This window comes from Rothia mucilaginosa (assembly GCF_019334805.1).
Taxonomy (GTDB): Bacteria; Actinomycetota; Actinomycetes; order Actinomycetales; family Micrococcaceae; genus Rothia; species Rothia mucilaginosa_C.
The window spans coordinates 1,495,904-1,516,728 of the sequence record NZ_CP079822.1 but is presented as its reverse complement, the minus strand read 5'-3'; the positions used below and the strand labels follow the sequence as shown (position 1 = coordinate 1,516,728).

The window sequence follows — 20,825 nt, the reverse complement described above, 5'->3', positions numbered from 1 at the left end:
CGCTTTTGGGGACTTTATTCTTAGGGCTGAGAAACCCGCGTCCCGGTGGGTTGCCGAGACGGGCTTTCTCTCACAGTTTCATGGGATAAACTGAATGAATGGCTTCATCTAAGAAAACCCGTTCGCGTCGCCGTCCGGGAGATTTTTTGCAGTTCCTCGCGTTCAGCGTGATTGCCGGTTTCCTCGCGGCAATTATTGTCGTACCCCCTGCCGTGAGCTTGGGTATGGTCACGAACGCGTCGATGTCTTGGTTCCAGGATCTTCCTGACGACATTGCCGATGGCATCTCTTCCCGTCCTTCTACTATTTACGCTGCTGACGGTAAGACCGAAATTGCGACCTTCTTCGAAGAGAACCGTGAGCCGGTCAAGCTGGATCAGATTTCTCAGCACATGAAGGACGCTATCGTCTCGGTTGAGGACCGTGATTTCTACAATCACGGCGCTGTCTCCGCTATCGGTATCGGTCGTGCGTTCCTGAACAACATCATTAACTCCAACAGCGGCCGCCGTCAGGGTGCATCCACCCTGACCCAGCAGTACGTTAACAACCTCATTGTTGACTCCGCTGTAGCTCGTGGTGAGGACGCAACCGCAACCCTGAACGGTAACAAGACCTACGCTGCAAAGATTCGCGAAATGAAGCTTGCGATCTCTATGGAGCAGAACAAGTCCAAGGACGAAATCCTCGAAGGCTACCTGAACATCGTGAACCTCGGCGGTTCCAACTACGGTGTTGAGGCTGCTGCACAGTACTACTGGGGTATTTCCGCTAAGGACCTGAACGTGGCGCAGTCCGCGCTTCTTGCCGGTCTGGTGCAGGCACCGAACGTGTACGATCCGACTGTGAACCCCGAGCTCGCCCGTGAACGCCGCGACATCGTTCTGGGCACTATGCTCCGCGACGGCAAGATTACCGATAAGGAATACAGCGACGCTATCGCCAGCGACATTAAGCTCAACGTCCACACCAAGTCCCAGGGTTGCTCCCTGGCAGGCGACAAGGCATTCTTCTGCCGTTACGTGGTCAACTACCTGCTGCAGGATGAGTCCCTCGGCGCAACCGCTGAGCTGCGTAACACCGCCATCAAGCGTGGCGGCCTGAAGGTAATCACCACCCTGAACCCCGAGGCTCAGACCGCGGCAAAGCAGGCAGTTGACTCCACCCAGCCGGCAGCAACCAACTGGAACGACGTGAACTCCGCGCTGACCAGTGTTGAGCCCGGCACCGGCCGCGTCATCGCGATGGCACAGAACACCGAGCTCGGTAGCCCCGCAGACGCAAACGACCACTCCAAGACCGAGTACAACTACAACGTTGATAGCGCCTACGGTGGTACCCGCGGCTTCCAGCCCGGTTCTACATTCAAGCCGATTATTCTGGCTCAGTGGCTCATGAGCGGCCACGGTGCGAACGCTACCGTGAACGGTACCCAGCTGTTCTGGCCCACCAGCTTCGGCTGGAACGCCAAGTGCTACGACGGCGGTAAGTACTACTACACCGGTCAGCCGAACGGCTGGTCCTACAAGAACGCAGTCAACGGCGGTCTAACCTACGGTACCGCTGCGTACGGTATTCGCCAGTCCTTGAACTCCTACCTGTACGGTATGCTCTCCCAGATTGACCTGTGTGATGTGCACGACCTGTCGATTAAGATGCACGCTCTGGACGGTACCGGCGAACCGCTGCACAGCATCCCCGACCTGGGTACCAACATTGGTGGTACCAAGTACGGTATCTCCCCGCTGACCAGCGCATCCATGTACGCTATCTTCGCTTCCGAGGGTAAGTACTGCACCCCGCGCCCGATTGAAAAGATCACCAAGAACAATGGTGAGACCATGAAGGAATACCAGAACCAGTGCGAGCAGGTTATGGATCCGGATATCGCAAACGGTGTCAGCTGGGTTCTGAAGGGCGTTATCCAGCCCGGCGGTTCCGCTTCGCAGCGTGGTATTGGTCTGCCGAACGGTTCGGCTGCGAAGACCGGTACGAACGATAACTCCTCCCAGACCTGGCAGGTGGGCTACACTCGTGGCCTGTCCACCGCGTCTTGGGTTGGTTCGAACAACCTCGGCTTCCGCTCCCTGAACGGTGTGGGTATTAACGGTCGAGTCCTCGAGTACGTCGATGGTGCAACCTACGCAGGTGCACAGTGGCAGTCGTACATGAAGGCCATCGCACCGAAGTACAACACGAAGGACTTCACCACCCCCAGCGATAAGATTCTGTCGTACAGCTAGAATCACAGCTCATCAGCTGAAGTCTGAAAGGCGATTGATGATGTGTGAAAACGCAGTCAACGCCCGCGTCCCCGTGGCGGTCCCCGGCGCACGCGGCTCCTCCCCGCTCCTGAAAAAGGTAGCGGGGGCGGTAGCCGCCACTGCAGCCTTGGGGGCCGCCACGGCGGCGTATGGGCACTTTATTGAACTGAATAATTTTCAGCTCCGCACCGAGTCCCTGCCGGTGCTGCCCGCCGGTAGCCCCGACTTTAGGATTCTGCATATTTCAGATATGCACATGATTCCGGGCCAGCAGAAGAAGATTGACTTCATGCACTCGCTGGCTGCCCTGGAGCCGGATCTGGTGATGAACACGGGCGATAACCTATCCCACGTGGACGGTATGGGTCCGCTGTTGGAGGCGCTCGACCCGCTCATGGACTTCCCCGGCGTGTTTGTGCCCGGCTCCAATTGCTATTTCGCGCCGATTTTTAAGAACCCGGCACGCTACCTGTGGCAGCCGCGCACCCCGCAGATGATTGAGGAAGGCTCACGCGTAGCCCTGCCCATTGAGCGGATGCACGACGCCTTCGAGTCGCGCGGCTGGACGGGCCTGATTAACCGCTACGACACACTGAACCTCAAGGGTCTGCGCCTGGAGTTCTCCGGTGTGGATGACCCGCACCTGCACTACGATGAGCACCCCGGATTCGCCCCCGGTGCCTTCGACGAGGGCGAGGAGCCGAGCGTCCGTATCGGCGTGGCGCACGCCCCCTACATGCGTACCCTGCACCGCTTCGTGCAGGACGGCGCGCAGGCCATTTTTGCCGGTCATACGCACGGCGGCCAGGTCTGCCTGCCCGGCGGTCATGCTCTGGTCAGCAATTGCGATTTGCCGCCTTCGCGTGCGAAGGGCGTCAGTGAGCAGTCCGGTATTCCGGTTCAGGTTTCTGCCGGTTTGGGTACCTCTCGTTTTGCGCCGGTGCGTCTGTTCTGCCCGCCGGAGGCAATCCTGGTGACCCTCACGGCTCGCGATAAGGAGCAGGGCACCTCCGCTGCATCGGCGGGTGGTCGGCTCTAATGTCTGAGGCTTCTACAGCGCGCACGACTAAGCGCCGCCGCAATCCTTTCCTGGAGACGGCGAGCGAACCGACCCCCGACCCGATTGACTACGCGCACGGTCAGCGTGCCCCGCGCACCCTCGCCGCGTATGCGCGTCCGATTCGTGTGCGCTGGGGTGTGGGTCTGCTCGTGGCATTCGGTGCCGGTGCCCTTGAGATTTCCATCCCGCAGATGTTGCAGATTATTGTGGATCATCTCTCGCAGAGCACCACCGAAAGCGCCATCTGGATTGCCGGCGGCCTGGTGCTTCTGCTGGGTATTGCGCACGCCTCCTTCATGTACTGGAGGCGCTGGCTGATTGTGGACCCGACCTCCACGATTGAGCTATCCATGCGCATGAACTTCTTTGACCGCCTGCTCAGCGCCCCGCTTTCTCTGCTGGATCGCTGGCCCTCCGGTCAGTTGTTGACCCGTTCCATGAGCGATTTGGGTACGATTCGCCGTTGGCTGTCCTTCGGTATTGTGCAGATGCTGACTATTGCGGTGATGTTCCTGGTCGGTGGCTTCTTCATGCTGCGTTCTTCGCCGTCCCTGGCGCTGGTGTTCGTGGTGACGGTGCCTATTCTGGTGCTGTCGTTGGTGAACTTCACCCGCAAGTACTACCGCGCCTCGCATGAGATTCAGCAGATGACGGGCGATCTGTCCACCCGCATTGAGGAGTCGGTGCGCGGCATCCGCGTGATTAAGGCGCTGGGCCGCTCCCCCGAGCAGATTCAGGAATATTCCGAGTCGGTGGACGCCCTGCAGGTGCGTGAGTACGGCAGGTCGATGCTGGTGGCTCGTGTTGCCCTGTACCAGGGCCTGATTGTGGGTGTCTCCACGGCGGTGGCGCTGGCTGTGGGCGCTTCACAGGTTGCGGCGGGCACCTTGAGTCTGGGCGCAATGACCGCCTACTTTGCGGTGCAGACGACCGTGCTCAGCCACGTGACGCGCTCAACCGCGCTGATGTCTGCCTATTTGAGCTATAAGGTGGCGATGGAACGCCACAACGAGGTCATGGACGAGCCCGGCTTTGAGGCCGTGCCGCTGGTTCGTGGCTCCGCGGCTATGCCTGCGCCTGAGCATCCGCAGGGTGCTTCTGATTCGTCAACAGTAGCTGGAGTGTCTGCCGAGGGCGGCTCCGGGAAGGAAACTATGCAGTACCCCAGCGGTGGCGCAGTATCTGTCACTTTCGATCACGTTCAGTTCAGCTACGATACTGCCGAAGCACCTGTTCCTGCTGAGGTTGCCGGCGCAGGCTCTGAGGTGAAGGCGCCCGAGGTTTCCGTGCTGAAGGACGTCAACTTCAAGGTCTTCCCGGGCGAGATTCTGGCGCTGGTGGGCGCAACCGGTAGCGGCAAGTCGACCGTGCTGTCGTTGGTTCCGCGTTTCTACGAGCCGACCTCCGGTTCCCTGCGTTTTGGCACCCGAGATGCCGCAGACATGTCTATTGAGGAGGTGCGCGCCCAGACCGCGTTCGTCTTTGAGGAGGCGGTACTCTTCTCCGGAACGGTCCGTGAGAACGTGCTGATGGGCGTTGCTGAGCAGTACGAGCGCGGCACCGAGGATGAGGACTACCCCACCGCAGAAGAGCTGGAGGCGACCCTCCAGACCGCACTGCAGCTGGCTGCGTGCGATTTTGTGGCGGAGCTTCCGCAGGGTCTGGATACCGTCATTGGTGAGGAGGGTCTGAGCCTTTCGGGTGGTCAGCGTCAGCGTCTGTCGTTGGCGCGCGCTTTGGCGAAGCGCCCCTCCGTGCTGCTGCTGGATGACCCGTTCTCGGCGCTGGATGTGAACACCGAGGAGCGTATTATTACCGGTCTGCGTGAAGGCTTGGAGGGCCTGGGCGGCGCCACGACCCTGCTGACGGCGCACCGCCCCTCCACGGTGGCTCTGGCGGACCGTGTGCTGCTGATGGTTGATGGTGCTGTGGTCGCCGAGGGCACTCACGCTGAGCTGATGGACTCTTCGGAGCAGTACCGTCAGCTGATGACGATGGAGGAGGGCTAATGGCCCATCATCGTCCGGCGGAGCCGCAGGAGCAGATGAGCCCGCAAGAGCGCGCGGAGACCCGTGAACGCTCGATGGCTCTGCTGCGCCAGATGTTGCGCCCGCACCGTGGGGCGTTGGCTCTGTCGATTATTTCGGTGCTTTTGGTGTCGGGTTCCTCAGCGGTTGCGCCGATTCTGATTGCCCGCGTCCTGGATAGTTCCATTGAGCCGCTCAGGCAGGGTGATGCCTCTCCCCTGTTGACCCTGCTGGTGTTCTTTGTGGTGGCTACCGCGGTGACCGCGATCTTCTCATGGGTCAACGTGGCGTACACGGTGCGCGTGTCGCTGGGCGTGGTGGTGTACCTGCGTAAGCGGGTGTTCCGTCACGCGCAGTCGCTGAGCGTGTCGTTCCATGAGCGGTACACCTCGGGCAAGGTCATTTCGCGTCTGACTAGCGATATTGATACGGTCCGCAGCTTCTTGGACAGCGGCATCAGCCAGTTGGCGATTACTTTGCTGTCCATGGTGATTTCTGCGGTCGCTATTTTCCTTCTGGATTGGCGTATTGGCCTGTTCATGCTGGTCATGGGCGTGCCGATTTACTTCTTGACGCGCTGGTTCCAGAAGACGGCGGTGCCGGTTTTCCGTACGATGCGTACCGAGTCTGCGCATTTGACGAGCCGTTTTGTGGAGACTTTTACGGGTATCCGCGCGGTGAAGGCGTTTGGTGCGGAGGCGCAGATGCGTTCTGAGTACGCTCAGGCGTCGGAGCGTTACCGCCTTGCGGTGATGGATTCCATTAAGATTTTCGGCATCTATTCGCCCGTGCTGATGCTTTTGGGCAATGTGTTTATTGCCGGTGCGCTGGTGCTGGGTGGTTATGCGGTGCTGGGCGGCACCATGCAGATCGGTACCCTGCTGGCGCTGGTGATTTACGCGAACCGTGTGTTTGAGCCGGTCATGCAGCTCTCTGAGTTCTACAACATGTTCCAGTCGGCGATGTCAGCGCTGGAGAAGCTGTCGTCGTTCTTGGCTGAGGAGCCGGAGGTTGCTGAGCCGGAGCATCCGCATGAGCGGGCTGTAGAGTCTGTAGCTGAATCTGCTACTGGCGTTACTGAGGGCGCGTCCGGCACGGTTCAGGGCGCTCTGGTGGAGCTGGATTCGGCGGTCTTTGGGTACACCTCGGATCGTCACGCGCTGAAGGAGACGAGCCTGCGCATTGAGCCGGGTACGACCGTGGCGCTGGTGGGTGCTACGGGTGCCGGTAAGTCGACGATCGCTAAGCTGGTGGCTCGTTTCTACGATGTTTCAGCCGGTCAGGTGCGTATTGACGGCGTGGATGTCCGCCAGCTGGCGGATGCGCAGCTGCGCCGTGAGGTGCTCATGCTGACCCAGGAGGTGTTCCTGTTCTCCGCGTCGATTCTGGAGAATATCCGCATGGGTAACCCGCAGGCATCCGATGAGCAGGTGAAGGCTGCCGCGAAGGCGGTGGGTGCTGACGCGTTCATTGAGCGTCTGCGTGAGGGCTACGAGTCGCAGCTGGGTCGCGGCGGTATTACCCTGTCGGCGGGTCAGCGTCAGCTGGTGTCCTTTGCTCGCGTGTTCTTGGCGAATCCGCGAGTGCTGATTCTGGATGAGGCGACGGCTTCGCTGGACATTCCGAGTGAGCGTGCGGTGCAGGCGGCGCTGCGAACCGTGTTGGCGGGGCGTACGGCGCTGGTGATTGCGCATCGTCTCTCGACGGTTCTGGGTGCTGATCGTGTGCTGGTGATTCATGAGGGCTCCGTGGTGGAGGATGGCTCCCCGCAGCAGCTGATTGCTTCCGGTGGTCGTTTTGCGGCGATGTACGCCTCCTGGGATGAGCTGAATCAGGTTCAGGAGGCTGAAGCCTAGAACCTTTATTTGCCACTCCCCGACCGGTGGCGTGCCGCTGTGTTGCGTTCTGAATTTTTTTGGGTTATCCTAGGTGAGTTGCCTACGGTATTCGCTGATAGGTCAACATCGGGATGTGGCGCAGCTTGGTAGCGCGCGTCGTTCGGGACGACGAGGTCGCAGGTTCAAATCCTGTCATCCCGACAGCTAGCCCCGGTCCACTGGACCGGGGCTTTGTCGTATCCGCAGTATTTCTGTTGCAGACTCCGGCGCAGATTCTGTTGCAGATGTTGAGCACATAGAGGCGACCCCCTACCCGCGCAGGAACGCAGGAAGGGGGTCGCTTTCGTATTGAGTTCAGATTGGGTTAGCCGCGCCCGGAGATGAGGGCGAGAATCGCCTCCAGAGGGCCGCGTCCGGCAATGGAGCGCGCCATACGCGCCCAGAGGGTGCAGAAGCCCAGGGCGATTGCGGTACCGAGCAGCAGGAAGGCGCTCCAGTACACGGCGGTTCCCCAGCCTCCGGTGGCGACGTAGTGCTCGCCGACGGTGAATGCCTTGATGGTGGGTCCGGCGTAGATGATGATTCCGCTCAGCACAATGGAGGCGCTCAGCGACATCTGGCCCAGGCGGGCGATGGGGGTGAGCATTCCCGCCTGTGCGGAGAGCAGGCGCGCGCATTCGGCCCAGAAGTAGAGGGTTGCCGCCAGATTCAGGGTCAGTAGTACCTGCGGGCTGTTGAGGACGCCCAGCTCGGTGTAGGGGTTGAAAGTGCGGTAGACGGCGAGCGCCAGTACGGCGAGTACGACGGGGATTGCGAGCTTTGCCTGCAGATTGTCGTAGAGGCGTACGAGCACGATGCCCAGGCACATGACCCAGATGAGCTGGGCGCTTTGGGCATGGTTGACACCGTGGCTCGCCAGGAAGGGCAGCTGAACGGCGGTCCACGCATCAGCTTGGGCGGCTACATCCATGAGCAGGGTGTAGGTCCAGGTGATGAAGGGGCTGGTGAGCACCGCAAGCGCTGCGACTGCCCAGAGGGGCAGGTGCACGACGAATAGGGTCAGCAGGGTGAGTAGCGCCAGGTGCACGAGCATGTCGAAGGGCAGAGAATAACTGAAGCCCTGTGCCGGTACGGTGACGCCCGGTTGCGGCAGGTAGGTGATGCCTTGCATGAGCGCTACGCCCAGCAGTAGTAGTGCAAGGAATCGCACGATGGTTCCGGCGAAGAGCTGCGGGAAGTTTGCGGTGCGTGCGTACCGCCAGGCGGCTGCGCCCAGGATTGCGGCGAAGAGCGGTTCAGCCGGCACGAGGGTCTGCGGGATCCAGAACGTCCAGGACACCGGGATTAGTTGCAGCCAGTATCCGAAGGGGATGAGCAGGCTGAGCACGGCGAAGGCGCGGGCGAGGTCGAGCCCAAGGTCGCGTCGGGTTCCTCCGAGGGAGGCGGCACGTGCCCCGCTGCTGACGGTGGGGATAGGTTGAGTGCGCCCTGCTGCCATGTCCTCGCTCCTTGTAGTGCCGTGTTTGAGAGTCTGTGCACCCTGCCGGTGGTGTGTGCCCTGCCAGGGTATCTGCCGCATCCGGTGGTGTGTGTCGGATGCTCTGGCATAGGTGTTAAGTGTAACGGTGGAAGCTGTGTCTGCTCGGGTGGTGGCGCGGAGGTTTTGCTCTCATACTGCCTCTCTGTCGGCTGCTGGCTGGAGCTTCTTGCCCTATTGGTGAGTGCTGTTCAAGTGTTGTTGTGTTGCACGAGGTTAGGTGTGTACCATTGGTACGTTCTTAAAGGTGGAGCAACCCCGCGGGAGCATAATTTCGCTCCTTTTACTGTCCCAAACGCGCCCCACCTGCACACACCACGTTGAGGTTTTATGTTTTCGACTTTTTCCCCGCTTTTCTTGACGGATTTGGGGACTTCTGGTGCTCTTCTTGCTTCGGGTACGACTCTGTCGGATGGATCGAGCCACGATAGCGGCCAGTTTGTGTCCATTTTCTGGATTACGTTGGTTGCGTTGCTGTCGCCGATTCTTTCGCGGCTGACGGGTAAGAAGATCCCGGATGTGGTTTTCCTGCTCATTTTTGGTCTGCTGATTGGCCCCAATATGCTCAACCTTGCCAGCAGTGAGGGCGGTATCCCGCTACTGAAGGAGCTGGGCTTGGGCATGCTCTTTTTGATTGCGGGCTTTGAGATTAACGTGTCGTCGCTGCGTAGCCGTCAGGGTTATAGCGCTATTGCCACGTGGGTGGTGTGCTTTGCCTTGGGTATGGCGGGTGCGGCGGTGATTACGTCGTTCTCGCGTGAGCTGAATACGTATGTTGCGGTGGGTGTGGCGCTGAGTTCTACGGCGTTGGGCACTCTGCTGCCGATGTTGAAGTCTCACGGTGCTGCCGGTACGCCGGTGGGTAATGCGGTGCTGGTGCACGGTGCTGTGGGTGAGCTTCTGCCGATTTTCGCTATTTCGCTGCTGCTCTCGTCGCGTTCGCCGGGCATGGCGATTGTGGTGTTGCTGGCGTTTATGGTGGTTGCGGTGATTGTGGCGTTGATTCCGCATCGTCTGTTTGCGCATGTGCCGGGTCTGCGTCAGATTATGGTTGCGGAGGCGAATACGACCGGTCAGACGGTTTTGCGTCTTGCGATGTTCCTGCTGGCGACCCTGATCATGTGCACTGCCCTTTTTGATTTGGATGCGGTGCTCGGTGCCTTTGCGGCGGGTCTGATTCTGCGTACTCTGACCCCTCCGGCGGCTTTGCATATGATGACTCGCCGCCTTGAGGTGGCTGGTTTTACGTTCATGATTCCGCTGTTCTTTGTGGTCAGCGGTATGGGTATTGATGTGTCTGCCGTGGTGGCTAAGCCTTTGGGTCTGCTTGCCGTGGTGGTGGGTATTCTGCTGTGCCGTGGTGTTCCGGTGCTTTTGGCGGAGCATTTCTTCGATACCCGTTCGGGGTTGACCACTCGCGCGCAGAAGGCGCAGTTGGCGTTGTATTCGGCTGCGGGTCTGCCGATTATTGTGGCGGTGACGGAGGTTGCGACCAGTTCGGGTCTTCTGGAGGAGTCCACGGCGTCGCTGCTGGTTGCCGGTGGCGCGCTGACGGTTCTACTGTTCCCGCTGTGGGCGTTGGGTATTCGTCAGGCGTTTGGTTCTGCTGGACCGTCTCAGCAGGCGCCGAGCCGTAAGGAACAGATGAATGCTCTGAAGGCTCAGCGTAATGCTCAGACGAAGCTGACTACGGGTATGATTCCGGTGGTTCGTTTGAAGTCTCAGGCTGAATCTGATTCTACCGAGGTTGAGGTTGCTTCGGCCGATCCCTGCACTGCATCTGAGGATGCGGCAAAGAAGCGCAGGGGCTCTGTAGAGAATACCGATGCTGCGCAGAAGTAGCTGCGGCTATGTGGTGGTTCGGCCTTTCATGGAACGAACTAGTTTGAGCAGGTGCCCCGCATACAGTCACAGCGACTTTATGTGGGATTACCCGATAAAAACCACATAATAACAGGTAGCTACGCTAATCAATTTCACAAGGCATCCCACATATAGGCTCAAAACTCGCCACGCCCTCATCGTAGGGTGTGGCGAGTTTTTTGCATCTGAATCTCCTTATAAATCAGGGGGAGGCAAAAAATTTCCTTAAATTCGGATTTTTTATGCAAATATTACAGAAGATGACGTGTCTTAGCTTTCGCGACTGACACTTTGTCCTATAAAATTGAAAGCACACAGGGTATTTCCCTAAAACACACATAAACCAACATACATACAGAGCCGCTTCCGCCCCAGCGGGAGCTGGTGTACCTCCCCATTCACACACGGGAGGCGCCCCTTTCGGGAGTATCCGCGACGATACCCCGGCGGCTCCCAACCACGGAGGAGGATTATATGGGTCAGAAAGGTAATTATTTCTAACCTCACATCTCAAGGCCTCGCACTGAATCCTAACGATTGTCTGCACACACAGTCATTTCCGAAGGAAAAATCATGCACCAACTACTCCTCACCGCGAGCACTGGTGGCGTAGAGCTAGACTTCCCGTCATGGCTCCGAATTACGCACTTCATCAACTTCATTATGATGGGCTTCCTGATTCGTTCAGGTTGGGAAGTTCTCGCCTCTCACCCCCGTCTGTACTGGAACAACCAATGCACCCCGGGTTCCGAGTGGCTCAAGTTCACCAAGGACAAGGTTTCGACTGTCCCCGGTGAGTTCACTGCCCGCGACGACCAGCGTCGACTGTCGCCGCTTATCTCCCTACCCGGTAACGGCCAGATTGGTCTCGGCCGTGCATGGCACGCTCTAGTTACTTTTATCTGGATTGCTAACGGTCTCGTCTACGTCTCCTTGCTATTCCTGACCGGCCAGTGGCGCCGCATCGTCCCGACCAGCTGGGACATCATCCCGCAGGCGTGGGAATCCATCCAGATTTACGCTGGCTTCCAGATTCCCTCGATTGAGCACTTCCAGCCGTACGACGCTCTGCAGCAGATCATGTACTTCACCGTGGTGTTCATTGTGGCACCGCTGATGATTGCAACCGGCCCGATTATGAGCCCGGCATTCTGCGGCCGTTTCCCCGGCTACGTGCGCCTCTTCCGTAACCGCCAGACCGCACGTTCCATCCACTTCCTGGGTATGGCCTTCTACTGCGTATTCACTGTTATTCACGTGGCTCTGGTGTTCGTGGTTCACCCCCAGTACAACATCGCCCACATGATGCTGAACAAGCCCTATAACGAGGTGGACGCAGCACAGTTCGCTCAGGCAGTCACCATGCTCATTGGCGGTATTGTCTTTGCCGTCGCTCTGTGGATCTTTGCTTCGTACTGGTCCCTGCGCGACCTGCGATTCACCCAGACCTTCATTTGGGGTCTAACCCAGCCGATTCGTAACGTCCTGCTGGACCGTATCACCTCCCGTCAGGTGCAGAAGAAGACCTTCACCGATGCCGATATTTCGCCCTTCCACTGGGTTAACACTCGCCCGCCGACAGAGCGTGAGAGCACCGAGTGGAACCGTCTGAAGGAGCACGAGTTCGTTGACTACCGTCTGGAGCTGGGCGGTCTGGTGAAGGAATCCAAGTCCCTGAGCATTGACGAGCTCAAGCAGCTGGGCAAGGAAGTCAACATCACCATGCACACCTGCATGCAGGGTTGGACCGGCATCGCCAAGTGGGAGGGCGTGCGCCTGCGCGACGTTCTCGCACTGGTCGAGAAGACCGACGAGGCACGCTACGTTATGGTGACCTCCTTCGGCCACGTGGGCCACACCTACGACGGCCGACCGACCGAACCCTACTACGAGTGCCTGGACATCTCCATGGCAATGGAAGATGAGACCATCCTGGCGTGGGGCATGAACGACAAGCCCCTGCCGGATGTGTACGGTGGCCCGCTCCGTCTGCGTGCGGACTCCATGCACGGCTACAAGATGGTCAAGTGGGTTCAGAAGATCGAGTGGATCAAGGATTACCGCGATGTTGGCGATGGCCAGGGCGGTAGCCGCGAGGACTCCGGTCTGCAGCACTTCGACGCACGCGCCTAAGCACCCTCACGGGGCGCTACGACGCTAACCGTCGATACACCACCCTATAAAGCACAGAACGGTGGCGGGTACATGGGCCCGCCACCGTTCGCGTATCTTCTCCGCCGCTCTCTAGCTCTGAAAGATGCAGAAGCCGCGAGGGCATAAAGAAACCGCCCGGGAGCCTTAGCTCTCGGGCGGTTTCTTTAGAGGTTTGCCTTCTGGCGCTGCACCTTAGGCGTCGTAGATGATGACGTCCAGGGTACGGGGGCCGTGCACGCCCTCCACACGGATCAGCTCGATATCACTGGTTGCCGACGGACCGGAAATCATGGTCACGGGGCGGGTGTAGGTGATACGCTCGATCGACTCGGGAACCAGCTCCACCACGGTGGAACGGGGCACCACGCAGATGTGGTGGTCAGGCACCAGGGAAATGGCGCGGCGACCTTCATCGGGGTTGGTGTTCAAGAAGATCGTGCCGGTCTCTGCGCAGGAGACGGTCGAACCGGTGACTACAGCGTCAACTGCGTCCAGTTCCTTCAGGCTCAGGCAGCCGGGCTTGAGGGTGCTACCGGAGTCGGTGACGCGCTTGCGGTCAGCGGTGTCAGCCGGTAGCCACTCCATGTTCAGGCCCTCGGGAACCACGTAGGTGGACTTTTCACCCAGGCGCTCTGCGATGACCTCGGAGATGTTCTCCTTGTTCGCGTGGAACACGTTTGCCTTGTAGTCAATGAGGCGGTCGACGAGCATCTCAATGGTCTGCTCTTCGTTCAGCTCGCTGACGCGGCGGTAGTTACGTACGGGCTCGGGGGCGACGGGTGCGTCAGCCAGGGACGAGCGGATACGTGCGAGGATATCTTCCTTAGCAGAGGACATTAGTTGTTCTCCTTAGCTTCACGGGCTGCCTGGGCGTCCATAGCTGCCTTGGCGTTTGCTGCCGCCTCAGCGACCTTACCCTTGTTTGCCTCGATGAGGGCCTGAATGTCAACGCGCTGTGCGTTATCGCGTGCCGGAGCCTGACCCTTCTCCTTCTTCCACCAGTTGCGGAAAGATTCCTTGGGGGGCTCGGGGATGTCGCGGTAAGCGGTCCAGCCGCTGACGATACCGGGAACAGCGGTGATCTTGTGCTTGCGGCCGCTGATAAGGCGGGACATGGGCAGACCACGCTCTGCAATCGACATCATCTTGCCGGAGGTGAAGAGCTTCTTCGCACCAAGCATCATGCCGTCCATCTGCGAGAAGGGAGCCTTCTTGTTGCCCTCGAACTCGCGGACAGCGTGCTGGGACTCAACATCCTTAGCGCGCAGATGCACGAGGACCTCAGGGAAGTTAATCTTCACGGGGCAAACTTCGTAGCAAGCGCCACAGAGAGAGGATGCGTACGGCAGGGAGTTGTTCTCTGCAGCCTCGATACCGGAGAGCTGCGGGGACAGAATCGCGCCGATGGGGCCCGGGTAGGTGGAGCCGTAGGCGTGACCGCCTGCGCGCTCGTACACGGGGCACACGTTCATGCAAGCGGAGCAGCGGATGCAACGCAGTGCCTGGCGACCCAGCTCGTCGGACAGAACGGCGGTACGGCCGTTGTCGATGAGGATGACGTGCATGTTCTGCGGGCCGTCACCGGGGGTCACACCGGTCCACATGGAGGTGTAGGGGTTCATGCGCTCACCGGTGGAGGAACGGGGCAGCAGCTGCAGGAATGCCTCGTAGTCCTGGAAGGTGGGCAGAATCTTCTCAATACCCATGAAGGTAATGAGGGTGTCGGGCAGGGTCAGGCACATACGGCCGTTACCTTCGGACTCCACGATGGTCAGGGTACCGGTCTCAGCAATACCGAAGTTGGTGCCGGAGACTGCCACGGTGGTGTTCAGGAACTTGTTACGCAGACGGTTACGCGATGCCTCTGCCAGTTCTGCCGGCTCATCGGTGATGTCCGGGTTAATACCCTCAATTTCGCGCAGGAAGATGTCGCGGATTTCGCGGCGGTTGCGGTGAATTGCGGGCACCAGAATGTGGGAGGGGCGGTCGTGGCCGAGCTGGACGATTTCTTCCGCGAGGTCGGTCTCAATAGCGTTGATGCCATTTTCCTCGAGGAATTCGTTCAGGCCGGTCTCTGCGGTTGCCATGGACTTAATCTTGATGATTTCGTCCACGCCCTGCTCGCGAATCAGGTCCAGAGCAATCTGGTTCGCCTCGGTGGCGTTGCGTGCCCAGTGCACGTGGCCGCCTGCGGCAGTGAAGTTACGCTCGAACTGTTCGAGCAGCTCGGGCAGGTTCGCCAGAACGTAGTTCTTGACGGACTCACCGGTGTTACGCAGGTCCTGCCAGTCGGGCACCTCTGCGGTGACGCGTGCGCGCTTGTTACGGATCGCGTGGGTCACGAAGCGCAGGTTGGCGCGTAGCTGCTCGTTCTTGAGCTCTTCCTTCGCGTACTTGGGGAAGGGGGTTTCTTCGAAAATGTTGCCCTCGCCGTAGTGAACGACCTTGGGCATACCAAGCTGAATAGCGGTCATGAGGTCTTATCTTTCCTTAGCCGATCGAGAGCTCAACACGCTCGGAGTTAATCTTGAGCGGGTTTTCCTTGGTGGATGCGAGGATCTCAGCGAAGTGGATGGTCTGAACGTCCGAGCCGCGACGCATCAGCGCACCGCCGATGTTCATCAGGCAGGAGCAGTCGCCGCCGGTGCAGACGGAAGCACCGGTTGCTTCAACGTTGTCTGCCTTGTCGTTGACCATTGCGCCGGAGACGTCAGCGTTCTTGAAGGAGAAGGTACCACCGAAGCCGCAGCACTGGTCCATGCCCTCGAGCTGGGTGTACTTGATGCCTTCGACGGTGCGGACCAGGTCCTGCTGGCGGGTGCCCAGGCCGAGCATACGCATACCGTGGCAGGAGCTGTGGTAGGTGACGTGCTCGGGGAAGTAGGAGCCGAGCTGCTCGGCAGCGTTGGTGATGCCCAGGATGTCGATTAGCAGCTGGGAAAGCTCGAAGGTGCGGGAAGCAATCTGCTCTGCCTTCAGAGCCAGCGCTTCGTCGCCGCGGCTACGTGCGACCATTGCCTGCTGGTGACGCAGGGAAGCAACGCAGGAGCCGGAGGGTGCAACAGCTACGTCCCAGTCCCAGGAGTCGAAAGCTTCAACGTGGTTCTTGATGACTTCGTAACCGTCATCGAAGTAACCGGAGTTGACGTGCATCTGAGAGCAGCAGGTCTGGTTCGGGGGGAAGACAACCTCGTGGCCCAGGCGCTCAAGAATTTCGACGGTGGCGCGTGCTACGCGGGGGTACATGCCGTCAACGATGCACGTAGAGAAGAGTGCAATGCGCATGACTTGTCCGTCCTTTCCTCTGTGTTCAGAGTTTCTCGGTCTCACCGCCTGCGTCTGGGGCAGGCGGGGCACAGTCCGAACAAGTTCGGTCTTCCAAAGAAGCGACTCAGATGTATTGAGTCGGGGAAGCTGGGCCGGATGGTTCCGGCTAATGTGCGCGCCCCAAGTGGAGGTGGGATGCGGTGGGATCAGAAACCGTGGTGATGTCTTTTATCTTTCTAGCCATTTAACACCGTTGGGCGGCTTTTCTCTAGTTGGAATAGCACATACTTTCCTTGTTAAATAACCGGTTAGGTCGACCTGACCTTAAGGTATATTTCCCTACCTTCCGGTACATGTGACCTCATCTCCCATGCACCCCCCGTAAGACCCCTATATTCTTTTCGCAGATTGAACATTTATCAAACACACAGAAGTGGACCATAAACCCCCTAGAAATCCGCCGTTCTGAAGATTTTATGGTTGTTTTATGGGGCTTTTCCTTTTTAAAACAACATTCTTTTCGGGTATATACGTCCAAATGAAGACTCTCCCCTGGGTAAACCAATGACCCATACACCCAACTCGTGATGTATCTGAAAATATTCGAGTTTCAGAACCTGGAATTAACTATCAGAACCGCAATATTTCGGCAGTTTCACTGGAAGCGAGCCCAGGTTCCGGTCGCCTTCCACAAAAATGAGTCAGGTCACTTTTGGTGAAACGCCGCACTATCCGGTACTCTTCTAAACATGCGATCAATGGTCTGACCACATCCCCGTATGGGAAACAATGACTCGTTCCCCGGCGGAATTATCTATGGTCTGACCACATACAAGACACACCCTGAACCAAAGGAGTTCCAGTGGAAACTTATACCGCTGTAACCAATGCAGTGGGAGGTAGCCTCGGCCTCAGCGCACTCGTGGCAACCATTCCCCTCCTCACCTTCTTCGTGATGCTACTGGGCGTCAAGGCACGCGCTCACTGGTCCGCACTCGTGGCACTGGCAGCATCTATCCTCGTAGCAGTCCTGGGCTTCCACATGCCCGCTGACCTCGCCGGTCTGAGCGCCATCCGCGGTGGCATCTACGGCCTGGTCATCTGCTGGGTGATTCTGGGAGCCATCTGGTTCTACCAGATCACCGTCCTTTCCGGCCGCTTTGAAGATCTGCGCCGCGTCTTCGACCGCCTCGGCGGCGGCGACCTGCGCATCCAGGCTATCCTCATCGCATTCTGCTTCGGCGGTCTGCTCGAGGCACTGGCTGGCTTCGGCGCTCCCGTTGCAATTACCGCAACCATGATTCTCTCCCTGGGCGTTAAGCCCCTTAAGGCTGCTGTCACCGTTCTGATCGCTAACACCGCACCCGTGGCATTCGGCGCAGTTGCTGTCCCGATCACCACCGCAGCTGACGTTGGCGGCAAGGACCCACACGTTATCGCAACCATCGTTGGTCACCAGGCTCCGTTCCTGGCAATGCTCGTTCCGCTCATCCTGCTCGTCATCCTTGACGGTATGAAGGGTCTGAAGGATGCATGGCTGCCCGCACTGATTATCGGTGTCTCCTTCGCAATTGCACAGTGGGTCACCGCTGCTACCCCCGCATACAACCTGACCGACGTTGTTGCTTGCATCGTCTCCATGGGTGTTGCTGTTGTCTTCCTACAGTTCTGGAAGCCGCGCGGCGTCGCAGGCGTTCGTGAACGCTACGGTCTGCCCGCACAGGCTGAAGAGAAGGAAGCTCTGCCCGCCGTTCGTGTCTGGATGGCACTGCTGCCCTACGTCATCGTCGTTGCAATCTTCGGTGTTGCTAACCTGCACGCTGGCCTGAAGGCATGGCTGAAGAGCTTCGTCATCAAGATTGATATCCAGGCTCTGAGCTCCCGCCTCGTCACCGCTGACGGCAAGCCCGTCAAGGATGCAGTCTACAACTTCGCGTGGATGTCCAACCCCGGCACCCTGCTGATCATCTCCGGTCTGGTTGTTGCTGTCGTCTACTTCTTCTTCAACGAGAAGGGCCGCTACGCCTTCAAGTTCCCGGCAATCTTCACCGAGTTCGGTTCCGTTGTCTACCGCATGCGTTGGTCCATCCTGACCATTGCTTCGGTTCTGGCACTGGCATACGTCATGAACTTCTCCGGTCAGACCATTGCTATGGGTACCTTCCTGGCAGGCCTGGGCACCGTCTACGCGTTCCTCGCACCGGCTCTGGGCTGGATCGGTACCGCTGTGACCGGTTCGGACACCAGTGCGAACGCACTGTTCGCCAAGCTGCAGGTGTCTGCTGCTGAGAACCTGCAGCACGCAGGTATCCACGGAGCAACCCCCGAGCTCATGCTGGCTGCTAACACCACCGGTGGTGTGGTCGGTAAGATGATCTCCCCGCAGTCGCTGGCTATTGCTGCTACCTCCGTGGACATGGAAGGCAAGGAATCCGACATCCTCAAGGCTGTCCTCCCCTGGTCCTTCGCTATGCTCCTGTTCGTCTGCGTCCTGGTCTTCCTGCAGACCAACGTGCTGTCCTTCATGATTCCCTAATCTGAAGCTCAGGTTTTAGAGAGTTCCTGAAGCATCCGCTTCACGAACAGTAGGACATTCGCCCCGGTTTGACCGGAGGCCACAGCGGGGCGGCGTACCTTTCCGGTATCGCCGCCCCGCTTTTTATGCCCTGACCACCCAATATGCCCTGACCACTCAACGAATAGCCCGAAATATCTCTGATTTAGCTCAAACACAGGGTATTTCTTTTCGTTATCAGCCTCGTTATCAGGAGAGACTATGCCTCGTTCTCATGACGACACCCAGCCTGCTGAGGCGCCCCCTGCGGTTGAGCGCCAGCCGATTCTGGCGGACCGCAGCTACAGCATCATCCTGGAGACCTTTGAGCGGCGCCTACGCCTGGGTGAGTTGCGTGTGGGCGATAAGCTCCCTTCCGAACGTGAGCTTGCCGCACGACACGGCATTTCCCGCCCCTCGGTCCGTGAGGGTTTGAGGGTTTTGAACGCGCTGGGTCTGATTCGTTCCAGCACTGGTTCGGGCCCGAAGTCGGGTGCGATTATCATTTCGGAGCCGTCGGATGCGCTCAGCTGGGCGTTGCGCATGCACATTGCGACCCGTAGCCTGCCGGTGAAGGATGTTGTCTCAACCCGCCTGCTGTTGGAGGGCCCCGCCGCCCGTGCGGCAGCGGCAGCGCCGGACACCCCGGAGCGTGAAGCAGCGCTGGAGCGGGCGCGCGTGCATCTGGCGGAGATGGATGAGCAGATCAGCGATGAGCGTTTCCATTTCTGCGATACGCGTTTTCACTATGAGCTGTCGAAGCTTGGCGGCAATATTGTGCTTGATACGGTGATTGACTCTCTGCACATGGCGACGATGAGTTATGTGCAGGAGGCGGTTCCTTTCTTGAAGGATTGGGAGGCGGTCAAGCGCACGTTGCAGCAGCAGCATTACGGCATTATTGAGGCGATTGCTTCTCACGATGAGCAGGCGGCCTATGAGCGGGTGTGCGAGCACATTACGTGGTTTTATTCGCTGTCTGACCGTGCTGCGGAGGAGCGGGCGCGGTTGCATCCGGCGCGGGATATTCTGCACGAGGATTTGTGCCACGAGAACGTACACGACGAAGACGTTCACGCCGGCTAGGCTTCGTCCCTCAACCTCATAAACCCACATAGCTAAAGGGCGGTGCCCCGGAAGAATGACCTTCCGGGGGCACCGCCCTTTAGCTATCTCAAAGACTTATTCAGCCCGAAATATTGAGTTTAGAACTTCGTGCCGGTCAGACGCTCATACGCCTCAACGTAACGGGCACGAGTCTTCTCCACAACCTCCTCAGGCAGGTGCGGCACGTTATCCGAACCGTCCCAACCCGCCTCCGGGGAACGCAGCCAGTCACGCACATACTGCTTATCGAAGCTCGGCTGCGCACGGCCCGGCTCGTACTGGGTCGCATCCCAGAAACGCGAAGAGTCCGGGGTCAGCACCTCATCGCCCAGGGTGATCTCACCGCGGTACGAATCGGTACCGAACTCCATCTTGGTATCCGCCAGAATAATACCCTGCTCGCGAGCAATCTTCTCCGCGGTGGTGTACAGGCTCAGGCTCAGCTCCTCCAGGCGCTCACCCACCGGCTGACCCACCTCAGCGTACAGCTCCTCACGGGTCACCAGCTCATCATGCTCACCCACCTCAGCCTTACCGGTCGGAGTGAAAATCGGGGTCTCCAGGCGGGAACCATCCACCAGACCCGCAGGCAGCTTCACACCAGCAATCTCACCGGTCTCGTTATACGCCGCCAGGCCCGAACCGGTCAGGTAACCGCGCACAATGCACTCCACCGGGAACATATTCAGAGAGCGGCAAATCATCGCGCGACCAGCCACAACATCCGGAACGTCAGTGGACAGCACGTGGTTCGGGACCTGCTTGAGCTGCTCAAACCACCACAGGGACATCTGAGTCAGAATCTTGCCCTTATCCGGGATTTCGGTGGGCAGAATACGGTCAAACGCGCTAATACGGTCCGAGGCAACAACCATGACCGAACCGGCACGCAGCTCAGCGTCATCATTGACAGTCAAGCCGGTAGCGTCAAAACGTTCCTCATTCGGAACGTACAGGTCGCGGACCTTACCGGAATAAATGTGAGTCCAGCCCGGGATTTCCAGCGGGTTAGAACGAGAAGTCATGAGAATTTCTCCTGATGAGGTGGTGTGATGTGGATGCAAAAAGTCTGTGTAATTACAATACCGCGACAAGCACGGCTCCCGATAGTGCCAAGCAGTCACCAATACAGCACAATCTTGAGGCAAAGAAGC

Annotated in this window: 13 protein-coding genes and 1 tRNA gene; 9 read left to right on the top strand and 5 right to left on the bottom strand. The window is 58.9% G+C overall.

Annotation, left to right across the window (positions count from 1 at the left end; translation table 11 throughout):
* The first annotated feature begins 98 nt into the window (after positions 1 to 98).
* The 5 genes from LPB405_RS06000 (at position 99) to LPB405_RS05980 (ending at position 7,390) form a co-directional block, all read left to right on the top strand.
* A complete protein-coding gene (locus tag LPB405_RS06000; RefSeq protein WP_219100667.1) occupies positions 99 to 2,243 on the top strand; it encodes a transglycosylase domain-containing protein in 2,145 nt (714 codons plus the stop codon).
* Positions 2,244 to 2,283: 40 nt separating this feature from the next.
* The gene (locus tag LPB405_RS05995; protein ID WP_219102057.1) at positions 2,284 to 3,303 is read left to right on the top strand and encodes a metallophosphoesterase; all 1,020 of its coding nucleotides are present in this window, start codon (positions 2,284 to 2,286) and stop codon (positions 3,301 to 3,303) included.
* Positions 3,303 to 5,333 carry an ABC transporter ATP-binding protein gene (locus tag LPB405_RS05990; protein WP_219100665.1) on the top strand — a complete coding sequence of 677 codons (2,031 nt, stop codon included), beginning with the start codon at positions 3,303 to 3,305 and terminating at the stop codon, positions 5,331 to 5,333. Before LPB405_RS05995 ends, LPB405_RS05990 begins: the two co-directional genes overlap by 1 nt.
* Positions 5,333 to 7,207 (top strand): ABC transporter ATP-binding protein, encoded by a 1,875-nt coding sequence (locus tag LPB405_RS05985; RefSeq protein WP_219100663.1) that lies wholly within the window; start codon positions 5,333 to 5,335, stop codon positions 7,205 to 7,207. Before LPB405_RS05990 ends, LPB405_RS05985 begins: the two co-directional genes overlap by 1 nt.
* Positions 7,208 to 7,316: 109 nt before the next feature.
* Positions 7,317 to 7,390 (top strand) — tRNA-Pro (locus LPB405_RS05980).
* 163 nt (positions 7,391 to 7,553) lie between these two features.
* On the opposite strand, the gene LPB405_RS05975 is transcribed toward LPB405_RS05980, so the two are convergent.
* The gene (locus LPB405_RS05975) at positions 7,554 to 8,687 is read right to left on the bottom strand and encodes a hypothetical protein (RefSeq protein WP_219100661.1); all 1,134 of its coding nucleotides are present in this window, start codon (positions 8,685 to 8,687) and stop codon (positions 7,554 to 7,556) included.
* A 369-nt stretch (positions 8,688 to 9,056) separates the two neighbouring features.
* Between LPB405_RS05975 and LPB405_RS05970 the strand changes: the two genes are divergently transcribed.
* Together LPB405_RS05970 and LPB405_RS05965 are read left to right on the top strand one after the other, a co-directional pair.
* A complete protein-coding gene (locus LPB405_RS05970; RefSeq protein ID WP_219100659.1) occupies positions 9,057 to 10,568 on the top strand; it encodes a cation:proton antiporter in 1,512 nt (503 codons plus the stop codon).
* Positions 10,569 to 11,162: 594 nt separating this feature from the next.
* Entirely contained in the window at positions 11,163 to 12,722 is a 1,560-nt protein-coding gene (locus LPB405_RS05965; protein WP_219100657.1) for a molybdopterin-dependent oxidoreductase, read from the top strand.
* 213 nt (positions 12,723 to 12,935) lie between these two features.
* Here the strand turns inward: LPB405_RS05965 and LPB405_RS05960 are convergent, their stop codons facing one another.
* From LPB405_RS05960 to LPB405_RS05950, 3 genes are read right to left on the bottom strand one after another with little or no spacing between them, the layout of a single operon-like run.
* On the bottom strand, positions 12,936 to 13,580 hold the full coding sequence (locus LPB405_RS05960; RefSeq protein ID WP_219100655.1) for a LutC/YkgG family protein: 645 nt from the start codon (positions 13,578 to 13,580) through the stop codon (positions 12,936 to 12,938).
* The gene (locus LPB405_RS05955) at positions 13,580 to 15,217 is read right to left on the bottom strand and encodes a LutB/LldF family L-lactate oxidation iron-sulfur protein (protein ID WP_005504631.1); all 1,638 of its coding nucleotides are present in this window, start codon (positions 15,215 to 15,217) and stop codon (positions 13,580 to 13,582) included. The genes LPB405_RS05960 and LPB405_RS05955 overlap by 1 nt, the downstream gene beginning before the upstream one ends.
* A 16-nt stretch (positions 15,218 to 15,233) precedes the next feature.
* On the bottom strand, positions 15,234 to 16,028 hold the full coding sequence (locus LPB405_RS05950) for a (Fe-S)-binding protein (protein WP_005504630.1): 795 nt from the start codon (positions 16,026 to 16,028) through the stop codon (positions 15,234 to 15,236).
* Between the two features lie 844 nt (positions 16,029 to 16,872).
* On the opposite strand from LPB405_RS05950, the gene LPB405_RS05945 reads away from it, so the two are divergent.
* Both LPB405_RS05945 and LPB405_RS05940 read left to right on the top strand, forming a co-directional pair.
* A complete protein-coding gene (locus LPB405_RS05945; RefSeq protein WP_219100653.1) occupies positions 16,873 to 18,546 on the top strand; it encodes an L-lactate permease in 1,674 nt (557 codons plus the stop codon).
* Positions 18,547 to 18,786: 240 nt separating this feature from the next.
* Positions 18,787 to 19,650 carry a FadR/GntR family transcriptional regulator gene (locus LPB405_RS05940; RefSeq protein WP_219100651.1) on the top strand — a complete coding sequence of 288 codons (864 nt, stop codon included), beginning with the start codon at positions 18,787 to 18,789 and terminating at the stop codon, positions 19,648 to 19,650.
* 119 nt (positions 19,651 to 19,769) lie between these two features.
* On the opposite strand, the gene LPB405_RS05935 is transcribed toward LPB405_RS05940, so the two are convergent.
* On the bottom strand, positions 19,770 to 20,696 hold the full coding sequence (locus LPB405_RS05935) for a phosphoribosylaminoimidazolesuccinocarboxamide synthase (protein ID WP_219100649.1): 927 nt from the start codon (positions 20,694 to 20,696) through the stop codon (positions 19,770 to 19,772).
* Between the last annotated feature and the right edge of the window lie 129 nt (positions 20,697 to 20,825).

Coding starts and splice junctions, on each gene's coding strand:
- LPB405_RS05990 (WP_219100665.1), top strand. CDS start 3,303: ATGTCTGAGGCTTCTACAGCGCGCACGACTAAGCGCCGCCGCAATCCT.
- LPB405_RS06000 (WP_219100667.1), top strand. CDS start 99: ATGGCTTCATCTAAGAAAACCCGTTCGCGTCGCCGTCCGGGAGATTTT.
- LPB405_RS05965 (WP_219100657.1), top strand. CDS start 11,163: ATGCACCAACTACTCCTCACCGCGAGCACTGGTGGCGTAGAGCTAGAC.
- LPB405_RS05940 (WP_219100651.1), top strand. CDS start 18,787: ATGCCTCGTTCTCATGACGACACCCAGCCTGCTGAGGCGCCCCCTGCG.
- LPB405_RS05960 (WP_219100655.1), bottom strand. CDS start 13,580: ATGTCCTCTGCTAAGGAAGATATCCTCGCACGTATCCGCTCGTCCCTG.
- LPB405_RS05975 (WP_219100661.1), bottom strand. CDS start 8,687: ATGGCAGCAGGGCGCACTCAACCTATCCCCACCGTCAGCAGCGGGGCA.
- LPB405_RS05950 (WP_005504630.1), bottom strand. CDS start 16,028: ATGCGCATTGCACTCTTCTCTACGTGCATCGTTGACGGCATGTACCCC.
- LPB405_RS05985 (WP_219100663.1), top strand. CDS start 5,333: ATGGCCCATCATCGTCCGGCGGAGCCGCAGGAGCAGATGAGCCCGCAA.
- LPB405_RS05995 (WP_219102057.1), top strand. CDS start 2,284: ATGTGTGAAAACGCAGTCAACGCCCGCGTCCCCGTGGCGGTCCCCGGC.
- LPB405_RS05955 (WP_005504631.1), bottom strand. CDS start 15,217: ATGACCGCTATTCAGCTTGGTATGCCCAAGGTCGTTCACTACGGCGAG.
- LPB405_RS05935 (WP_219100649.1), bottom strand. CDS start 20,696: ATGACTTCTCGTTCTAACCCGCTGGAAATCCCGGGCTGGACTCACATT.
- LPB405_RS05970 (WP_219100659.1), top strand. CDS start 9,057: ATGTTTTCGACTTTTTCCCCGCTTTTCTTGACGGATTTGGGGACTTCT.